At 62.1% G+C, this 16828-nt stretch carries 11 protein-coding genes; 6 read left to right on the top strand and 5 right to left on the bottom strand.

Annotation, left to right across the window (positions count from 1 at the left end):
• Nucleotides 1-45: 45 nt before the first annotated feature.
• Nucleotides 46-1164, bottom strand: a complete 1119-nt coding sequence (locus tag ABD842_RS01040) for an NAD(P)/FAD-dependent oxidoreductase (protein WP_345108785.1) — start codon at nucleotides 1162-1164, stop codon at nucleotides 46-48.
• Nucleotides 1165-1338: 174 nt separating this feature from the next.
• Between ABD842_RS01040 and ABD842_RS01035 the strand changes: the two genes are divergently transcribed.
• On the top strand, nucleotides 1339-1710 hold the full coding sequence (locus ABD842_RS01035; RefSeq protein WP_345108782.1) for a T9SS type A sorting domain-containing protein: 372 nt from the start codon (nucleotides 1339-1341) through the stop codon (nucleotides 1708-1710).
• Nucleotides 1711-2089: 379 nt separating this feature from the next.
• On the opposite strand, the gene ABD842_RS01030 is transcribed toward ABD842_RS01035, so the two are convergent.
• The 3 genes from ABD842_RS01030 to ABD842_RS01020 form a co-directional block, all read right to left on the bottom strand.
• Complete coding sequence (locus ABD842_RS01030) at nucleotides 2090-3154, bottom strand: flavin-containing monooxygenase (protein WP_345108779.1); 1065 nt, start codon at nucleotides 3152-3154, stop codon at nucleotides 2090-2092.
• 64 nt (nucleotides 3155-3218) lie between these two features.
• Nucleotides 3219-6788, bottom strand: a complete 3570-nt coding sequence (locus tag ABD842_RS01025) for a PAS domain S-box protein (RefSeq protein WP_345108777.1) — start codon at nucleotides 6786-6788, stop codon at nucleotides 3219-3221.
• Between the two features lie 24 nt (nucleotides 6789-6812).
• Nucleotides 6813-8183, bottom strand: coding sequence for a sigma-54-dependent transcriptional regulator (locus tag ABD842_RS01020; RefSeq protein WP_345108774.1), 1371 nt, complete (start codon nucleotides 8181-8183; stop codon nucleotides 6813-6815).
• Between the two features lie 341 nt (nucleotides 8184-8524).
• Between ABD842_RS01020 and ABD842_RS01015 the strand changes: the two genes are divergently transcribed.
• Both ABD842_RS01015 and ABD842_RS01010 read left to right on the top strand, forming a co-directional pair.
• Nucleotides 8525-10747 (top strand): hypothetical protein, encoded by a 2223-nt coding sequence (locus ABD842_RS01015; protein WP_345108771.1) that lies wholly within the window; start codon nucleotides 8525-8527, stop codon nucleotides 10745-10747.
• 506 nt (nucleotides 10748-11253) lie between these two features.
• A complete protein-coding gene (locus ABD842_RS01010; RefSeq protein ID WP_345108768.1) occupies nucleotides 11254-12138 on the top strand; it encodes a DNA/RNA non-specific endonuclease in 885 nt (294 codons plus the stop codon).
• Between the two features lie 538 nt (nucleotides 12139-12676).
• On the opposite strand, the gene ABD842_RS01005 is transcribed toward ABD842_RS01010, so the two are convergent.
• Nucleotides 12677-13255 carry a DUF4468 domain-containing protein gene (locus tag ABD842_RS01005; protein WP_345108765.1) on the bottom strand — a complete coding sequence of 193 codons (579 nt, stop codon included), beginning with the start codon at nucleotides 13253-13255 and terminating at the stop codon, nucleotides 12677-12679.
• 696 nt (nucleotides 13256-13951) lie between these two features.
• Between ABD842_RS01005 and ABD842_RS01000 the strand changes: the two genes are divergently transcribed.
• The 3 genes from ABD842_RS01000 to pyrF all read left to right on the top strand — a co-directional run bounded on the left by ABD842_RS01000 (nucleotide 13952) and on the right by pyrF (nucleotide 16812).
• Entirely contained in the window at nucleotides 13952-14986 is a 1035-nt protein-coding gene (locus ABD842_RS01000; RefSeq protein ID WP_345108762.1) for an amino acid--tRNA ligase-related protein, read from the top strand.
• Between the two features lie 216 nt (nucleotides 14987-15202).
• A complete protein-coding gene (locus ABD842_RS00995) occupies nucleotides 15203-16063 on the top strand; it encodes a dihydroorotate dehydrogenase (RefSeq protein ID WP_345108759.1) in 861 nt (286 codons plus the stop codon).
• Complete coding sequence (gene pyrF / locus ABD842_RS00990; protein WP_345108756.1) at nucleotides 16051-16812, top strand: orotidine-5'-phosphate decarboxylase; 762 nt, start codon at nucleotides 16051-16053, stop codon at nucleotides 16810-16812. Before ABD842_RS00995 ends, pyrF begins: the two co-directional genes overlap by 13 nt.
• Nucleotides 16813-16828 lie beyond the last annotated feature (16 nt).

The following is a 16828-nucleotide window of genomic DNA, read 5'->3' as shown; positions in this document are numbered from 1 at the left end:
AATTGCCGCGGCTGCGGCTTGCTGGGGAGGAGTACAAAATCAGGGTTAAAATACCGGGCCGTGCGTCTGGCGCATCAGGCCCCGCACCACGCCCGGCAGAAAGCGCAGCCCGCCCACGGCCGCTTCACTCAGAATAGGGCGCCCAAACAAGCCCTGCACCGCCCGGCCCACGCGCAGGCGCTGCCCGAAGTGGTGCTGCCACTCCCGCCGGTACGCAGCCTCCAACTGGGGGCGGGTGGTGCGGCGGCCCAGGAACTCGTGGAGGTGGCGGGCCGCTATTTCGGCGCCGTGCATGGCCATGGCCATCCCGTTGCCGCAGAGCGGCGTGATCAGCCCGGCCGCGTCGCCGCACATAAGCACATGGTTTTCGACGCAGCTTTTGGGCGCAAACGAAATTGCGTTGATAACCTCAGGCTGCGGGTACAGCATCTCGGCCGCGTCCAGAATGTGCGCCAGGTGGGGGTTGCGGGCCAGCACCCGGGCTTCGAGCTGGGCGATGGTGCCGTGGGTTTTTAGGTTTTGCCGGGTGGTGAGGTAGCAGAAGCAGAGCTTGTCGTCCTCAATGGCCGAGATGCCGGCGTAGCCATCGGCGAAGTTGTGCAGGGCAATCAGGTTGCGGGGAAAGTCGGGCAGGCGCAGGTGGTGTTTCACGCCCAGGTAAGGGGAGCGGCGCTGAAAAAAGTCGCGCTGCAGCTGCCGGTCGAGGTTGGCCCGCTTGCCGTAGGCCCCCAGCACGGTCCGGGTCCGCAGCCGGCGGCCATCCGCCAGCGTTACCTCGTGCCGGTCGGTGGCCGCATCGAGGGTTACGTCCGTCACGGTGGCCTGCTGCTCAAACTCCACTCCCAAGGCGCTGGCCTGCTGATAGAGGAAATAATCGAGGGCGTAGCGGCTGACGCCAAAGCCACCCAGATCGAGCGGCGCGGTGAGCGTGCGGCCCTGGGGCGAGCTGAGCAGGAAGCGGGTGATGGCCGCCGGCCCCAGCGCGGCCGGGTCGGCGCCCAGGCGGCGCAGGTAGGGCAGCACCTCGTTGGAGACGTACTCGCCGCAGACCTTGTGGAAGGGGTAGCGCTTGCGCTCCACCAGCGTCACGGCGTAGCCGCGCTGCCGCAGATCCAGGGCCGCGGTGAGTCCGCCCAGCCCGCCGCCAATAATGAGAACGTCCAACTTGATTCAGGTAGTAAGAAGGTGAGAAACAGCGAGTAGATGATTTATTTAAAGCAGACCAGTTATATTTATCGATTCTGCTTAATATTCCGTATTATCTTTGCAAACCTAATCCGGTGCCTGTCGTTAAGCAATTTATTCGACCCTGGCTCCGACTTCACGCTACAGTACGCTATGATACAACGCTTACGCCTGACTTTCCTGCTCTCGCTTTTCTGCCTGGGAGCCATATCCACCCCGCTGTCGGCGGCCTCGGCGCAGGTGGCTACTCCGCGTCCCGCCGTGGCCCGTCCGGCCGATGAGAAGTCGTTTCTGGTGTATCCGAACCCCAGCAACGGCATCGTGCACATTGCCATCAACGGTTTCGAAGGCCGCAAGATGGAGCTGCGCATTCTCAACGTCATCGGTACCGTCATCTACCGCGAAACCATCACGGAGCTGAACGGCCCCAAAACGCTGGACCTCTCCAAGTTTGCCAGCGGCCTGTACTATGTCAAGCTGGAAGCCGAAAACGCCAGTGAAATGCGCAAGCTGGTCATTCACTGAAAGGCTACGACCTGAAAATAAGCAAGAGCAGCTCGTCAGGGCTGCTTTTAGTTTTTACGGGGCTGCCGAAAGTCGTGGGCTACCAAAAAAAGACGACGCCTCCGAATGGGGGCGTCGTCTTTGCCGTTTACAGGCAAGCCTAGCGGTTGTTGCGCACGCGCACCGGCACGGGCTGCAGCGTTTTCTTCAGGCTATCGAACGTATTGAGAATGAGCAGCGCGGTGGCGGCCACTAAGCCCGTGAAGAGGAGGAAGGACATGAGTAGGGAGTTAAAGACGAAAAGAAAACCAGCGGCAACAACCAGGATTTGAACAGTGGGCGTCTAGGCATTGGTTACAAGTCTATCAACCTGAAAACCAGCGGTTGGGTTTCAGTATAATTATGTTGTTTTCAGCAGGCTCTCCACCACGAACCGGGCGTCGCGGCCCACGCCGCCCATCAGGGCGGAGCTGCGGCTGTTAAGCCAGGGCAGCCCCAGAAAGGCCAGGCCGGGCGCCGGGCTCAGGCCCCGGTGGTGCCGGGGCTCCCCGGCCGCGTCGAGCACGGGCACGGCCAGCCACGAATAAGCGGGGCCGTAGCCGGTAGCCCACACCACGGCTTCCAAAGGCGGCGTGGTCAGCTCGGTGCCCTGCAGGGAAGTCTGGCCAGCCACCTGCCGGGCGCGGCCGATGAAGTGCACGTTGGCAAACCGGTGCAGGCGCGCCAGGTCGCTGCTGACGACGGGTTCGGGGCGGTGCAGCAGGCGTTGGCCCAGCGACGAGTGGCGGGAGGCCCGCAACAGGCCCGTAACGGTCAGGAAGGACCACATGGCGGTGTTGTTGGGCAGGGCCGGCGTCTGCTCATCGTAGGCCGCGTACACGGGCCGGCCGGTGGCGGCCAGGTCGGCGGCAATCTGCAGGGCTGAGTTGCCGCTGCCCACCACGGCCACCGGTCCGTGGCCCGGCAGCTGAGAGGCGCGGCGGTAGTCGCGGCTGTGGAGCTGCACCACGGAGGAAGCCAGCTCGGCGGCGAAAGCGGGCTGCCGGGGCGCATTGTAGGCGCCGGTGCAAATGATGACGGCGCGGCTTCGGTAGTAGCGGCCAGCGGCCGTATCCACGGCGTAGCCACCCGCAGGCAGGGCCGCCACGCGCATCACGCGCTGCTGCAGGTGCACCGGAAACCGGAAGTGGGCAGCATAGTCGCGCAGATACTGAGCGGCTTCGTCCTTGCTGGGGTAGCGCAGCGCGTTGCCGGACCAGCCGTAGCCCGGCAGGCCACTAACCCAGGCCGGCGAAAACAGCGTGAGGGCATCGAAGCGCGCCGCCCAGACCTCGCCGACGGCCGGCCGGTCGTCGAGCACGACGAAGCTGACGCCGTGCTGCTGCAAGTAATACGCCGCCGCCAGCCCCGCCTGCCCGGCGCCGATGACGATGGTATCAACCGTAGGTTCAACCCGAGGAGCCATAGAAGAAAGTAGAGAAACCGCGGAAACTGCCGCTGACACCACCCTTAAAGCGGATAGCGCGGGGTTAAGTTGTGAATTCTTGCTGGAGCTGCCCGATTACCTGGTCCGTCACCAGCCGCACCTGGGTTACCAGCCGGGCCAGCCGCTGCGGATCCGCTGCGGTGGTGGCACAGGCTTCCAGCTCGCGGACCACCGCATGCAGGGAGCGGATGTGCAGGCCATCGAGGGAGCTTTTCAGGTGGTGGGCGGTAGAAGCCAGTGGGGTCCACTGCTGGTCGGCTAGGTGCTGCTCCAGCTCGCGCACAATGGGCGGCGTAGTCTGGATAAAGAGCTGCACCAGCCGGCCCACAAAGTCCTCGTTGCCGTTGGCCAGCCGCCGGATACCGCTCAGATCATAGAGCAGCACAATGGCGGGCGGGGCGGGCGTTTCGGCCGCTGCCAGCGCCGGGGGGACCACAAAGGCGCGGCCCTGGAGCAGGTCGGCAATAATGCGGAACAGCTCCTCTTCCCGGAAGGGCTTGGAGAGGTAGGCATTGAAGCCGGCGGCCAGGTAGCGCTGGGCCTCGCCGCGCATGGCGTGGGCCGTGAGGGCCAGCACCGGCGTGGCCGCCCGCTGCGGATCGGGGTGCTGGCGCAGCAGCCGGGTGGCTGCCGCCCCATCCATGCCCGGCATCTGAATGTCCATCAGCACCACATCGTAGGCATTCTGGCGGAAGCAGACCAGCGCCTCGGGTCCGGTGGTAGCGGTATCGACGTGGAAGCCCCAGCTGTGGAGCAGGGTTTTGACCAGAAACTGGTTTACGGCGTTGTCCTCGGCCAGCAGCGCCCGCCGCGCGCCCAGGCTGCGGTAGTTCAGAGCCGCGGGGCGGGGCGGGGTCGGCACGTCGCTGGCCTGGGCAGTGCCGAAGGGCAGGTTGAAGTGAAAGCTGCTGCCTTCGCCCAGCGTGCTTTCCACGATAATCTCGCCGCCGAGCAGCTGCACCAGCCCGTAGGAAATGCTCAGCCCCAGCCCCGAGCCGCCGTACTCGCGGGCCGTGCTGGCCGAGCCCTGGGTAAACGACTCGAAAATCTGCCCGAGCTGGTGCTGGGGAATGCCGATGCCGGTGTCGCTGACGCCAAACTCGAAGATGGCCTGCTCGTCGGCGTCGGTGAGGCGCCGGCAGCGCAGGCGCACGCTGCCCTGCTCGGTAAACTTGACGGCGTTGCTGAGCAGGTTGAGCAGAATCTGCCGCAGCCGGTACGGGTCGCCGTACACGATGGTGGGCCGGCCCCCGGGTGGCAGCTCCAGCTCCAGGGCAATGCCTTTTTCGGCCGCCCGGGGCAGCAGCAGCTGGTGGCAGGCGCGCAGCACGTCCTGCAGCTCGAAAGCGGTGTTTTCCACGCGCAGCTTGCCGGAGCTCAGCTGGGTCATGGCCAGAATATCGTTGATGATAACCAGCAGCTGTTCGGCGGAGTGGCGGATATGGCTCAGGTACTGGCCCTGCTGCTCATCCAGAGGCGTTTTGGCCAGCAGCCCGGCCAGGCCCAGAATGCCGTTCATGGGGGTGCGAATCTCGTGGCTCATGTTGGCCAGAAAATCCTGCTTGACCCGGGTGTTTTCCTCCGCGGCGTCCTTGGCCGCCCCCAACGCCTGCTGGGTGCCCTTCAGCTCGGTGATGTTGCTGTCGATGCCCAGGACCTGCACGGTGCCGTCGGCCAGCACAAAGGGGCGCTTGATGCTGTAAAACCATACTACTTCCCCGTTGGGCCGGGTGAAGGCCTTTTCCTCGGTAATGTCGTGGCCGGTGGCAATAACCTGCTGATCGGTCTGGATAAAGCTGTTGATATCGGCGGCCCGGCCCGGGAGCTTATCCGGGGCCGTATGCAGCACCTCGTCGATGCTCAGGTCGTAAAGGTCGGCGGTGGCTTGGTTGGCCAGCTGGTAGTTGCCGTGGCCGTCCTTGAGGTAGATCAGGTGGGGCGTGGTGTCGATAACCTGGCGGAACAGCCGGTTTTGCTCGGCCAGGCGCCGGTTGGCGGAGCGCCGCTGCTCTTCGGCCAGCTTCCAGTTGGTCACGTCTTCGGCTGCCCCCACCAGCAGCCGCACCCGCCCCTCGGCGTCGCGCTCGAACGGCGTGTGGCTCACGCGCAGCCACCGCACCGAGCCGTTGCGGTGAAACAGGTGGTACTCAATGTCGCGCGACTCACCATCGGCCAGTTGGGTTACTTCCTCAAAGTGGGCTTGCAGGCGGCCGACTTCCTGCTCGGGCATCATCCTGGTGAGCACCTGCGTGCCCATGGCCTGCATCTCGTCGGGCGAGTAGCCCAGTACGGTTTCGACGTAGCGGTTGCAGTACACGTTGCGCAGCTGCTGGATGTCGTAGATATAAATCAGGTTGGGCACCGTGTTGGCGACCCGCTCCACAAACAGCCGGCTTTGGCGCAGCGCTTCTTCGGTGGTGCGGCGGTCCGTGATGTCTTCGCCCACCACCACGAGCTGCCGGACCGTGCCATCAGCATGCCGGGTAAAGGCGGTGCTCTTGACGTGCAGCCAGCGCCAGTGCCCGTTGCGGTGCCGGGCCTGGTACTCGGCCGTCAGCGTCTGGCTGTCGGCCAGGCTGGCCAGCTTGGGGATGCGGTGCTGCCAGTTCTGCCAGTCTTCCCGGCTCATAACCCGGGGCAAAATCAGGGGGCCGGCCGCCATGACTTCGGCTTCGGTATAGCCCAGCAGTGCCCGGCACTGCTGGTTGCAGTACGAGATGCTGAGCGTTTCGAGGTCGAAGACGAAGACCAGCGTCGGTACCGTGTCGTTGATGCGCTGGGTGAAGAGCTGGGTGCGGCGCAGCTCCACTTCCACGCGGCGGCGGGTGGTGATGTCGGTCAGGTACACGTTGCACTGGCTCTGCGGGGCGAAAGGAACCACCGTCCACAGGTAGAACTGGCCCGCCAGGGGCCGCTCACTGATGCGGGTCTGCTGCTCTTCCAGCGCCAGCCGGATTTCGTGCTGCAGAAAGTCCCGGCTTTCCCGTTCCTGCGGCTGCTCGAGCAGCGTGAGCACCGAGTGGGCCGCCTGATTGGCATAGTACACCTCACCGGCCCCGTTGCAGCGCAGAATCGGCTGCGGATTCTGCTCGGGCAGCCGCGACAGCTCCCGCATCCGTTCCTGCTGCTGCTGCTGCTGCGTGACGTCCTCGTAGCTCCACAGGTGCAGAGTGGTGGCGCCGTGCTGTAAGACCGGCAGGTAATCCTGCTGCAGGATTACCCCGTTGGTGAGCCGGAGCAGCTGGCCCTTCACGCGCTGCTGGGCGGCCCGCACGGCCTGGCAGCGCGCCTGAACGGTGGCTTCATCCCGGAACGGCACGGTGGCCTGGACCATCATGTCGGCGGAGGGCCGGCCCAGGTACGCCGCTGGGGCCCCGGGCAGCCCCAGCATGTCGCACAGGGGCTGGTTGACGAGCACCACCCGCTGCTGGTCATCTTCGGCCAGCAGCGCCGTGGGAATGGACCGCAGCAGGGTCGCTATCTGGTGAGTAGCGGCCGTCGTTTGCTGGGCTACCTGCGCCTGCAGCGCCGTCAGCTCGGCCTGGGTGTCGGCCTGCGCCCGCTGAGCCTGCCGGAGCTGCTGCCGCAGCTGTCGATATCTGATCAAGGTCATGCGGGAACACGGCTAGCTGAAAAATTAATTGATGCGTACCTCTTGCTGCTGAAGCATACGATAGATGGTAGACTTTCCGATTTGCAGGCGGGCCGCTACCTGCACAATATTGCCCTGGTGCAGGTCGAGGTAACGCTGCACAATCAGAGCCGTCTGAGCTTTCAGCGACTCATCCGCGGTGGGTGCCGCCAGGCTGGGCAGGCCCGGGGCGCTGCCGCGCAGCGACAGGTCCTGGGGCTGAATCTCCTCGCCCTCGGCCAGCACGGCGGCCAGCTCGACCACGGCTTTGAGCTCGCGCACATTACCGGGAAAGGGGTACTGCAGCAGCAGCAGCTGAGCCGACTCCGACAGCTGGCAGAGCATCATGCTGTTGTGGTGGCAGAAATTATTCAGAAACGTACGGGCCAGCAGCAGGATATCCTGCCCCCGCTCGCGCAGCGGCGGCAGCAGAATGGGCAACCCCAGCAGCCGGTAGTACAGGTCTTCGCGAAACCGGCCGTCCCTGACTTCCTGGGTCAGGTCGCGGTGGGTGGCCACCATCAGGCGCGCGTCGAAGGCAATGGCGCCGCCGCCGCCTACCCGGCTCACTTCGCGCTCCTGCAGCACCCGCAGCAGCTTGGCCTGCAGGCTCAGGTCGAGCTCCGCAATTTCGTCCAGAAACAGCGTGCCCTTGTTGGCTTCCTCAAAGCGGCCCACGCGCCGGCTGACGGCCCCGGTGAAGGCGCCTTTTTCGTGGCCAAACAGCTCACTTTCCAGCAGCTCCCGCGGAATAGCCGCCACGTTTACCGCTACGAAGGGTCCGGTCCGCCGGTCGGAGCGGAAGTGAATGGCCTTGGCCACCAGCTCCTTGCCGGTACCGGTTTCCCCGCTGATGGAAACGGAAATGTTGGCCCGGGCCGCCTTTTCAATTAGAGAGTGCAGCTGCCGGATCTGCGGGCTTTCCCCCAGAATGGCCTGCTGGGAGTCATACTTCTGCCCGATCTGCTCCCGCAGGCAGCGGTTTTCGCGGCGCAGGCGCAGCTGCTGGTACACGTTGCCCACGGCGTTCCAGAGCCGGTCGGCCGTTTCCTCGTCTTTCACTAAGTAGTCGTAGGCGCCCTGGCGGAGCAGGGCAATGGCAGTGCGCACGTCTTCCTGCCCCGAAATCACAATGACGGCCACCTCCGGCAGCTTTTCCTTGATCTGGCGCAGCACCTGGTCGCCCTGCCCGTCGGGCAGCGAGTAGTCGAGCGTGATAAGGTCGGGCTTGGCGCTCAGGTTGTCGAGGCAGGCCTGGGCGGTGGTAAAGCGGCGAATCAGGTAATCCGGGTTTTGCGCCAGCCGGTATTCCAGTAGCTCGCCGTACCAGGCATTGTCCTCAACGATAAAAATACTGACAATATTAGAAGTAGCCATAAGGTAGGGAGTAGCGTGGCTAGTATGTACGGTAAAAATACGAGGCAGAATCAAATCGGGAAAAACCAACCAGCCGGAAATTATCTAGGTTCAGCGAAGTGATTTTGGGCCGCGGGAAACCGGTAAATGCTGCCCAGGCTACGAGTATAGAGGTAAAATCGGGTTTTGCCAAACTTTCTCAAATTAGGAAGGGAAGTCCCGGCATGAGAAGATATTTAGAATATTATATATGTACAACTAACTGATAATAAGAATACTAGATAGGGTATGCCAGTTTGGGTGCCGGATTGCACAGGGCGGGTACCAGGCTGTACGAACAGCCGTCTAAACTCTACGCTCTTATGAAACTGCACTACTACTCTCGTATCGTACGCACCACGCTGTTCCTGGTGCTGCTGGGCTTAAGCCAGCAACTGGCCCACGCTACCAGCGCGCCGATTTATTCCAATACCGGCGCCTCCGACGCCTCCAAGGTGGTTCAGAACTGCGTCACCGAACTGTTCATCACTACCTGCTACGGCTCCGTGACCCGCCCGGAGTTGGCGACCGATGCCAGCCTGGAAACGGCCGCTACTATCAATGTGCCCCTTTCGCTGGGCCTGAATTCGATTGGGCTGCGAATGGACTTGTCGCGGCGCGCTGACGCTTTCTACCGGGCCGGCGTGGTAGTGAGCCGGGCCGGCCGGCTCCTGGACTTGCTAAACCTGAATGTAGCCGGCGTCATGGTGGTGCGCACCTATCAGAAAGTAGGCGGCGGCTCCCAGTTTCAGGAAGAAATGCTGGTGAGTGCAGAAGTCGCCAAGATTATACTTGGTGGTAACGGCGACAGAATACGGGTGGAATTCATGACGAAGAAGCCCTTCGACCAGGTCGAAATCGTGGCCGGCTCGCTGGTCGGCCTGGGGTATCAGCTGAATGTACATTACGCCTACGGCATCGATGCCAACCTGGTCACCACGGCCACCGGCGTACTGACGCGCTTCGACACACCCGTGGCCGGCACCGACTACAGCACCACCGTCGTTGAGAATGGCATTACCGTGTGCATCAACAATGAGGTAAGCAATCCGGAGCGGGCCACGGACCAGACCCTGACCAACCATGCCACGTTCAGGACCATGGCCAACATCAGCTGCCCGACCACGCTGCGGACGCGGCTGGAGGCGCCGGCGCCGGCGGGCTATTACGCCGGCTTTGTCATTGGCAGCCAGGGCCTGCTCGATGTCAGCGCCCTGGCGGGACTGCGCGTCACTACCTACAAGAACGGAGTGGCGCAGGAGTCGGCGGCTGGCCGCCAGTTGCTGCGGCTCACGGTGCTGCCCAACGGACAGCAGCAAATCAGCTTTGCCACTTCCAAGGAGTTTGATTCGGTGGAGCTGACCCGTACGAGCCTGCTGAGCGTGCTGGACAACCTGAGCGTGTTCTACGGCTTTGGTCTCGAGCCCCGGGTTTTTGCCGACCAGATGCCGGTGCTGTCGAATTTTGCGGACGCTACCAACAAAGCGGATGTGTACTCCAACGGCTTGCTGTGCGTGCTCTGCGCCAGCGTGCAAAACCCCGAGCGGGCCGCCGACAGCAACATCTCTGTCACCGACTACGCCGAAATCCGGACCGGGCTGCTGGGCGCGGTGACTTCCACTGCTTTGCGCATGAGCCTGAACGGGCCGGGTCTGGCGGGCAACACGGCCGGAGTGATACTGAACCAGGGGAGTGGCCTGCTGAATACGCAGCTGCTCGGGGCTATCCGCATCAAAACGTACGGCGGCGTCGATGGCAACCAGCTGCTGGAAACCGCCAGCGGCGCCAACCTGATCAGCCAGGGGTTGCTGGTCGATGGCCGGGTTGAGCTGTCGTTTCTAACAACTCAGAACTTCAGCCGGGTCGAGCTGGAAGTCGACAATACTCTGAGTCTGCTGGACCGGACCCGGGTGTATTACGCCTTTGCCGAAGACCGGCCCACGGGTTTTCCTTCCATTATCACCGCGCCGGCGCCTTTGCCGGTTGAGCTGATAGCCTTTCAGGCCAAAGCCGTTGGAGCAGCCGTGAGCGTGACCTGGGCCACGGCTTCCGAAAAGGACAACCGCCACTTTACTATTGAGCGGGCAGCGGGGACTGATGCCGTTTTCCGGGCCATTGGCAAGGTCGCCGGTGCCGGTTCCAGCGCCCAGCAGCGCAGCTATCAGTTTACTGATGAACAGGCTGCGGACCAGGGTGTGAGCGTTCTGTATTATCGGCTCCGGCAGGTAGACACGGATGGGAAAGAAAGTGTGTCGCCGGTGGCGGCCGTCAGAATGAAAAGCCCGGAGCTGGCGCAGATGGCAGTGTATCCGAATCCGGCCAACGGCACCGACCCGGTGCAGGTCCGCTTGCCCGGTGAGCCTGGCCTGGGCGCTAGACTTCAGGTGTACGGGGTCCGGGGTGAGCAGCTAAGCAGCCAGCCGGCTACCGCGCAGCTCGTGGTGCTGCCCACGGCGGGTCTGCGCTCCGGCCTGTACTACTTGGTGCTGACCGATGCGGCCGGCCGCCGGATGGCCACCCAGCGCCTGGCGGTAGCCACTCGCTAAGGCCGCCCACAAACAGAGTTAGAATAAAGAGCAGAGTGCAGTAGCAACTAAAAGCCCCGCCAGTTTGGCGGGGCTTTTTTGCGCTGCTGCCAAGCCGCCGCCCTCTATCTCTGCCAGCAAGGACACAGATGCAGAGCCAGACATAGCCCGTGACCTGCATCATTGCGGAGCCCCTTATCTGAGCCAGGCGGGGCCAGGCTCTCCTGCCGGCTGCGCCCGGATTCGAGCGGCCGTTGAACTTAGCGGGCAGTCGACTGTAGCGCCCGGTGCTGTTATTGAGCAGCCCGGACGATTTGGGAGGGGCCATGAGAATGACATAATATTATGTAATTAATGTCCAGTATTAACCTAATCTTGCTAATGCTTTGGTCGATACGAGTGTTGGTTTGACAATGGTAATATTCCGGTAACCTGTTTCATTAGCCTGTTGGCCATCTTTGCCGCAGATCTGGGCTTTCTCACCGTTTTTACCTTTTGTTCACTTTCCCACTCCATTTCCCTTTCGTATGAAGCGTACCCTTTACCGAGTACTGAGTTTCTGTCTGGTTGGCTCCCTGGCCGTGTCCTGCGCTAAGGATGAAACTGTGAAGCCGGGCCCGCAGGCCGTTTCGCAGACTGCCGATGCTACCGCCACCCGCGACAGTAACATTGCCTTGGGAAATCCGAGTGGGGCCACTACCAGCACCACCAACTACACCAACTACCTGCTGACCAAAAGCCAGTTTTCGGCCTCCTACCACCGCGACCGGGGCATCCCAAACTGGGTGAGCTGGCACCTGAGCAGCGCCTGGGTGGGCAGCACGCCCCGCCAGGATAATTTCGCCGCTGATGCCACGCTGCCCAGCGGCTGGTTTCGCGCTACCAGCAGCAGCTACACCGGGTCCGGCTTCGACCGGGGCCACAACTGCCCTTCGGCTGACCGCACCGGCTCAGTAGCCGATAACTCGGCTACCTTCGTGATGACCAACATGATGCCCCAGGCCGCCAATAACAACCAGCGCACCTGGGCCGGCCTCGAAACCTACTGCCGCACCCTGGCCGATGCCGGCAACGAGCTCTACATCATCTGCGGTAGCTACGGTACCGGCGGCACGGGCCTCAATGGCTATACCACAACCATTGCCGGTGGCAAAATCACGGTGCCCAGCAACTGCTGGAAAGTAGTAGTAGTGCTGCCCAACGGCAGCGGCGACGCTGCCCGCGTAACGACGGCCACCCGCGTCATTGCCATTAACACTCCTAACACGCAAACGGTAAACACCAACTGGGCCACGTACCGCACCACGGTTGATGCCATTGAAGCGGCTACCGGCTACAACCTGCTGTCGGCGGTGTCGTCTACCGTGCAGAGCTCTATCGAATCACGCGTCGATACCGGTCCAACCAACTAATCTGGCCCGCTAGGCGCTCAGCTGCCTGTAAAATGCCCCGGTTGCTTGCTTAGCAGCCGGGGCATTTTGTTGGTTGGGGTGCCGGCCTCATATTAATGCAGTCTTATATAAGAGTTGATAGTGTATCTGTTCGGGCTAACTCGTATATTTAGAAGTGAGTGAACCCGTAGGTAAGTGAGCAATACTGAGGAAGTCGCGCTGCAACGCGGCTTCCTGCGTTTTGGGGCAGTATCAGCTGCGGCGCTGATTTTCAATTGTTTCAGCTTGAGCAGGTAAAACTGCCCCAAATTCGCATTTGGCCCCGGTTTAGTCTTCAGCCAGTTATCGTAGCCGGCCAGTCCCGGTATCTGCCCCTGCCGGCGCGGTCCCGGTGAGTGCCGCGCTCTTCCGTAACGTGCCAACCTGACGCTGCGCAGGAGGTATCACCAGCGGTCCTGGCAGCCTGTTTACAGCCCGGATTTCGGGCGGCGGGCAGGACCATAAAGCAACAAGGCCTGCCGGAATTTCCGGCAGGCCTTGTTGCTTGTACGCAAGCGAGCTAGTCTTTGTCGGTAGCCGGGAGGCCCACTGTTCCTTCCGCCCCGGCCGGAATACTGTTCATATAAGACCGGAAGCTCATGGCTACTTCACTGGCCAAAGCGTTGGCCTGGGCCGTTACCCGCCGCTCGTTGAAGGTGCGGCTGCTGGCTTTTTCCAGGCTGAGCTGGGTAAGATAGTCGGCCATCTGCACAACCTCGTCCGGCTTCTTAGGGTCGGGCACCATCTTGAAAGAGCTGACGCTGTAGGTATAACCCGTATCAGTAGCGCGGAAAGTGAAGGTGAAGCGCACGACCTGCACCTGCTCTTTTCCTGCGGGGGTAACGGGCTTTACCTTGCCAGTGCCCGTCACGCGGACGCTTCCGGTGGCTGGATCAAACTTAAGCTCGGTTGTGGGGCCGTAGGCGAAATGGTTTTCCGTCCAGTCCAGAGCCCGGCGGTACAGGGCGTCGCGTCCCTGGTCGTCGGCGGGTACTTGCTCACTGTACTCAATGGTTGCGGAGGCCGCATCCTGGGCGCGGGCCACCGGAGCCGCCAGCAGCAGAGAGGCAAAAACGAATCCGAGTAACACTTTTTTCATAACCGAAGGAGGTTGGAAAAGGAGGCAATGTGTGGTGACAAAGATAGGACCCAGGCCATAATGGATCCCCCGAAAGGCAATTATGAATATGTTATGGTCAGAGAGAACCTACAAAATCCAGGATGCAGACGGGTGGGGGCGGGAAAACAGGGAGAATCGAGCAAAAACGTCGGCAGGAATTTCTGATGATTCAAATTGATATAGAATTTATTCAAGTATCAGCCGGGAAACAAACGGTATTTTGGAGAGGTTAATTAACTGTATTATACAAAGGTAGTGCCTGTTATTGAAATAAATCAGAAAAATTGAAATAAGACAAAATCATTTGATAGTCAGCTCTATACTATCTGAAGCCGGCAGAAAAATCCCTAAGCTGGGATTGGCCGGCCTAAAGGAGGTGGTAACATTTTGGTAACACAAAGTTAATGTTACCAATCGGGTAGGGCTGGTAACAATTAGTACTTTTGCGACGTGCTTCACCTCAACGCCCACAACTAATGAAGCGCGGGACTCGACATAACGACGTCCTGCGAGATGACCGGAAGGTCATTTCCCCCGTTAGTTTTTCTGTTTTTCTGGTTTTTGCCCCGTCTCCCGCTCCGGTTTCCGAAGCGGTTTTTTTATGCCCGGCCAGTTCGGCCCGGGCAGTCTCGCATCCCCGCCTTTTCTAATCCTTCAACCCATACTGGTAAACCCATGAACGACACCACCACCCTCGCCCAGCAGATGGTAGCCGCCGCTCCCGTCGCTACCCGCAACGTGAACCTGAGCACGGACCCCAAGCGGATGGCCGTAATCAAAGTATGGGATGCCATGATCCGCGGCGCCCGCAAGTACGTAGAGTCGGAGGGCTTTATCGGCATCCACAACATGCCGCACATTGTGGGCGTAACCGGCGCCTGCGAAAACACCGATACGCTGTTCACCATCGACTGGTACGACGGCAAGAAAATGTTCCTGCCCCAGTCCAACCAGCTCTACATCGAGATGCTGACCCAGGCCATCGAAGGGGGCCGGGTGTACGGCGAAATTCAGAGCTTCCGTAAGGAGCTGAACGCCGACAACCGCCGCCTGGCGCAGTTCAGCCTGTTTGAGATTGAGCACATCGGCGACCTAGACGAGCTGCTGGGCCACCTGTCCGGCATTGTGGCCTCGGCTTCCAAGCAGGTAGCCCAGGACTGCGCCAAGGAGCTGGCTTTGTTTGACCGCAACCCCGCCGACTTGGCCAACCTGACTTTCAAGCGCATGACCTACGCCGACGCCGTGGAACTGCTCAAAACCGAAGGCTTCCCCGAGCTGCAGTGGGGTGACGACCTCGAAGCGCCGCACGAAGGCCGCCTGACCGAGCTGATGGGCCCGATGTTCGTGACCCATTACCCCGCCGACATCAAGTTCTTCAACATGCGCAACAACGACGACGACCCGCGCGTGGTCAACTCTTCCGACCTGCTGCTGCCCCTGGCTGGGGAGTCGGCCGGCTCGGCCGAGCGCGAATTCGATGCCGAAAAGCTGCGCCACAAGCTGGAAACTTCCTCGATGCTGGAAGGCCTGCTGCGCCAGGGAATGAAGCTGTCGGATTTCGACTGGTATATCGACTTCCATAAGGAGCACGAGGTAAAGCTGCACTCCGGCGCTGGCGTAGGAATGGCCCGGGTAGCCCAGTTCATCCTCGGCCAGACCGACATCCGGAACTGCGTACCGTTCCTGATCAACCGCGACAACGTCATCTAGTAGCCTACTAAACAGAGCGCCCGGTTCCTACCGGGCGTTTTGCTTTTACGGCGGCACTGCCGCCGGACCGGACAAGATAAAATATGCTCTCCTGAGCTGGCGAAGGTACTTCTGACCACGGAAGCGGTAGGTTTCCGGTGAGAAAAGAGGCTGCTGCAATGCTGGCGGAAGCCTTCGTCAGCTCTGGAGGGCACTGGTATTTAAACGCGCGCAATCATGCAACTAGGAACCCTCACGCTGCAAAACCCCATTTGCCTGGCCGCCGCTGCGTGGCAGCTGGATGGCACCGGCTACGAGCGGCTAGGCGCAATTTTCACCCGTACCGTCACCATGGAGCCGCGGCCGGGGCTCTACGAGGAAGGCATCTGGCAGGTGAATGAGCAAACGCTGCTCAACGCGACGAACATGCGCACCGAAAACGCGCAAATTCTGGTGCAGGAGCACCTGCCCAACCTGCTGCGCTACGGCGTGCCGGTGCTGGTCAGCATCACGGCGCCCGGCATTCCGGGCTTTCGCAAAATTGCCCGTTTTCTGGCCCAGGAAGTAGGCCACTCCATTGCCGGGGTCGAAATCTACATTGCCCAGCCCGACACGGCAAAAGGGGAGGAGCTGAACGCCCGCTTTGTGCGCGAAGCCACCCAGGCCGTGCGCAACGAGCTGGGGCCCGAAGCTGTGCTGGTCGTGAAGCTGCCGCCCTGGCCCGAGCATATCCGGGGCCTCGCCCGGGGAGCCCAGGAAGGTGGGGCCAACGCCCTGGCCGCCACCAACCTGCTCAAAGCCCTGCACCTGCCCGAAGATGCCACCGCCGCCCCCGTCGCCGGCGGGCTGTCGGGGGAGGCGCTGCGGCCGGTGGCCCTGCGCTGCGTGTGGGAGCTGGCCCACGACGAGCAAATCACGCTGCCCGTCTTCGGCACCGGCGGCGTGTTTACGGCCGCCCACGTCACCGATTTTCTGCGCTGCGGGGCCCGCGCCGTGCAGATTGCCAGCGGCGAATGGCTGGAGCCCGGCCTGACGGCCCGCCTGGCCGCCGAATGCGCGCATCTTCACCCTGAAACTGTACCTGCATGGAAAAGCTGATTCAGCGCACCCACCTCGCCCAGACCCTGCTCTGCGTCGGCCTCGACCCCATCGGCGACGACGCCCAGGTGGCCCGCCGCCTGGCCGAAGTTATCGACCAGACCGCCGAGTATGCCGCCGCCTTCAAACCCAATCTGGCTTTTTTCCTGAGCCGGGAAAACGGGGTGCAGCTGCTGCGCGAAACGGTGCGGCGCATTCCCGGGGATATTCCGGTGATTCTGGACGGCAAGTTTGGCGACATTGCCAACACCGCCGACCACTACGCCCGCTTCGCCTACGACATCGTGGGAGCCGACGGTGTGACGGTGAACCCCTACATGGGCGACGATGCCATTGTGCCCTTTGCCCGGCCCGGCAAAATAGTGTTCGTGCTGGCCAAAACCTCTAACAAGCCCGCCCACTCCCTCCAGGACGTGGCCCTCACCCGCGGCGGCTACCTTTCCGACTGCGCCGCCCAGGTCGGCCGCAAGCTCGATGAGCAGCACGGCGGCATCGGTCTGGTAGTCGGGGCTACCGACGCCGAGGCCGTGGGCCGGCTGCGCAGCCTGAGCCCGGACCAGTGGTTTCTGGTGCCCGGGGTCGGAGCCCAGGGCGGAGATCTGGCCGCCACGCTGCGGGCCGGTCTGCGGGCCGACGGGTCGGGACTCCTTATTAATACGTCCCGCGTGCTGTGGCAGGCGGCCGAAGCCGGCGCGGTAGCCCGGCAGCTGGTAGAGCAGATCAACCAGCTGCGGCCGGTGCTGGCGTAACCGAAAGCCGCCCGTC

It is taken from the genome of Hymenobacter algoricola, from assembly GCF_039539525.1.
Lineage (GTDB): Bacteria > Bacteroidota > Bacteroidia > Cytophagales > Hymenobacteraceae > Hymenobacter > Hymenobacter algoricola.
This window is presented reverse-complemented; position numbering and strand designations above follow the sequence as displayed.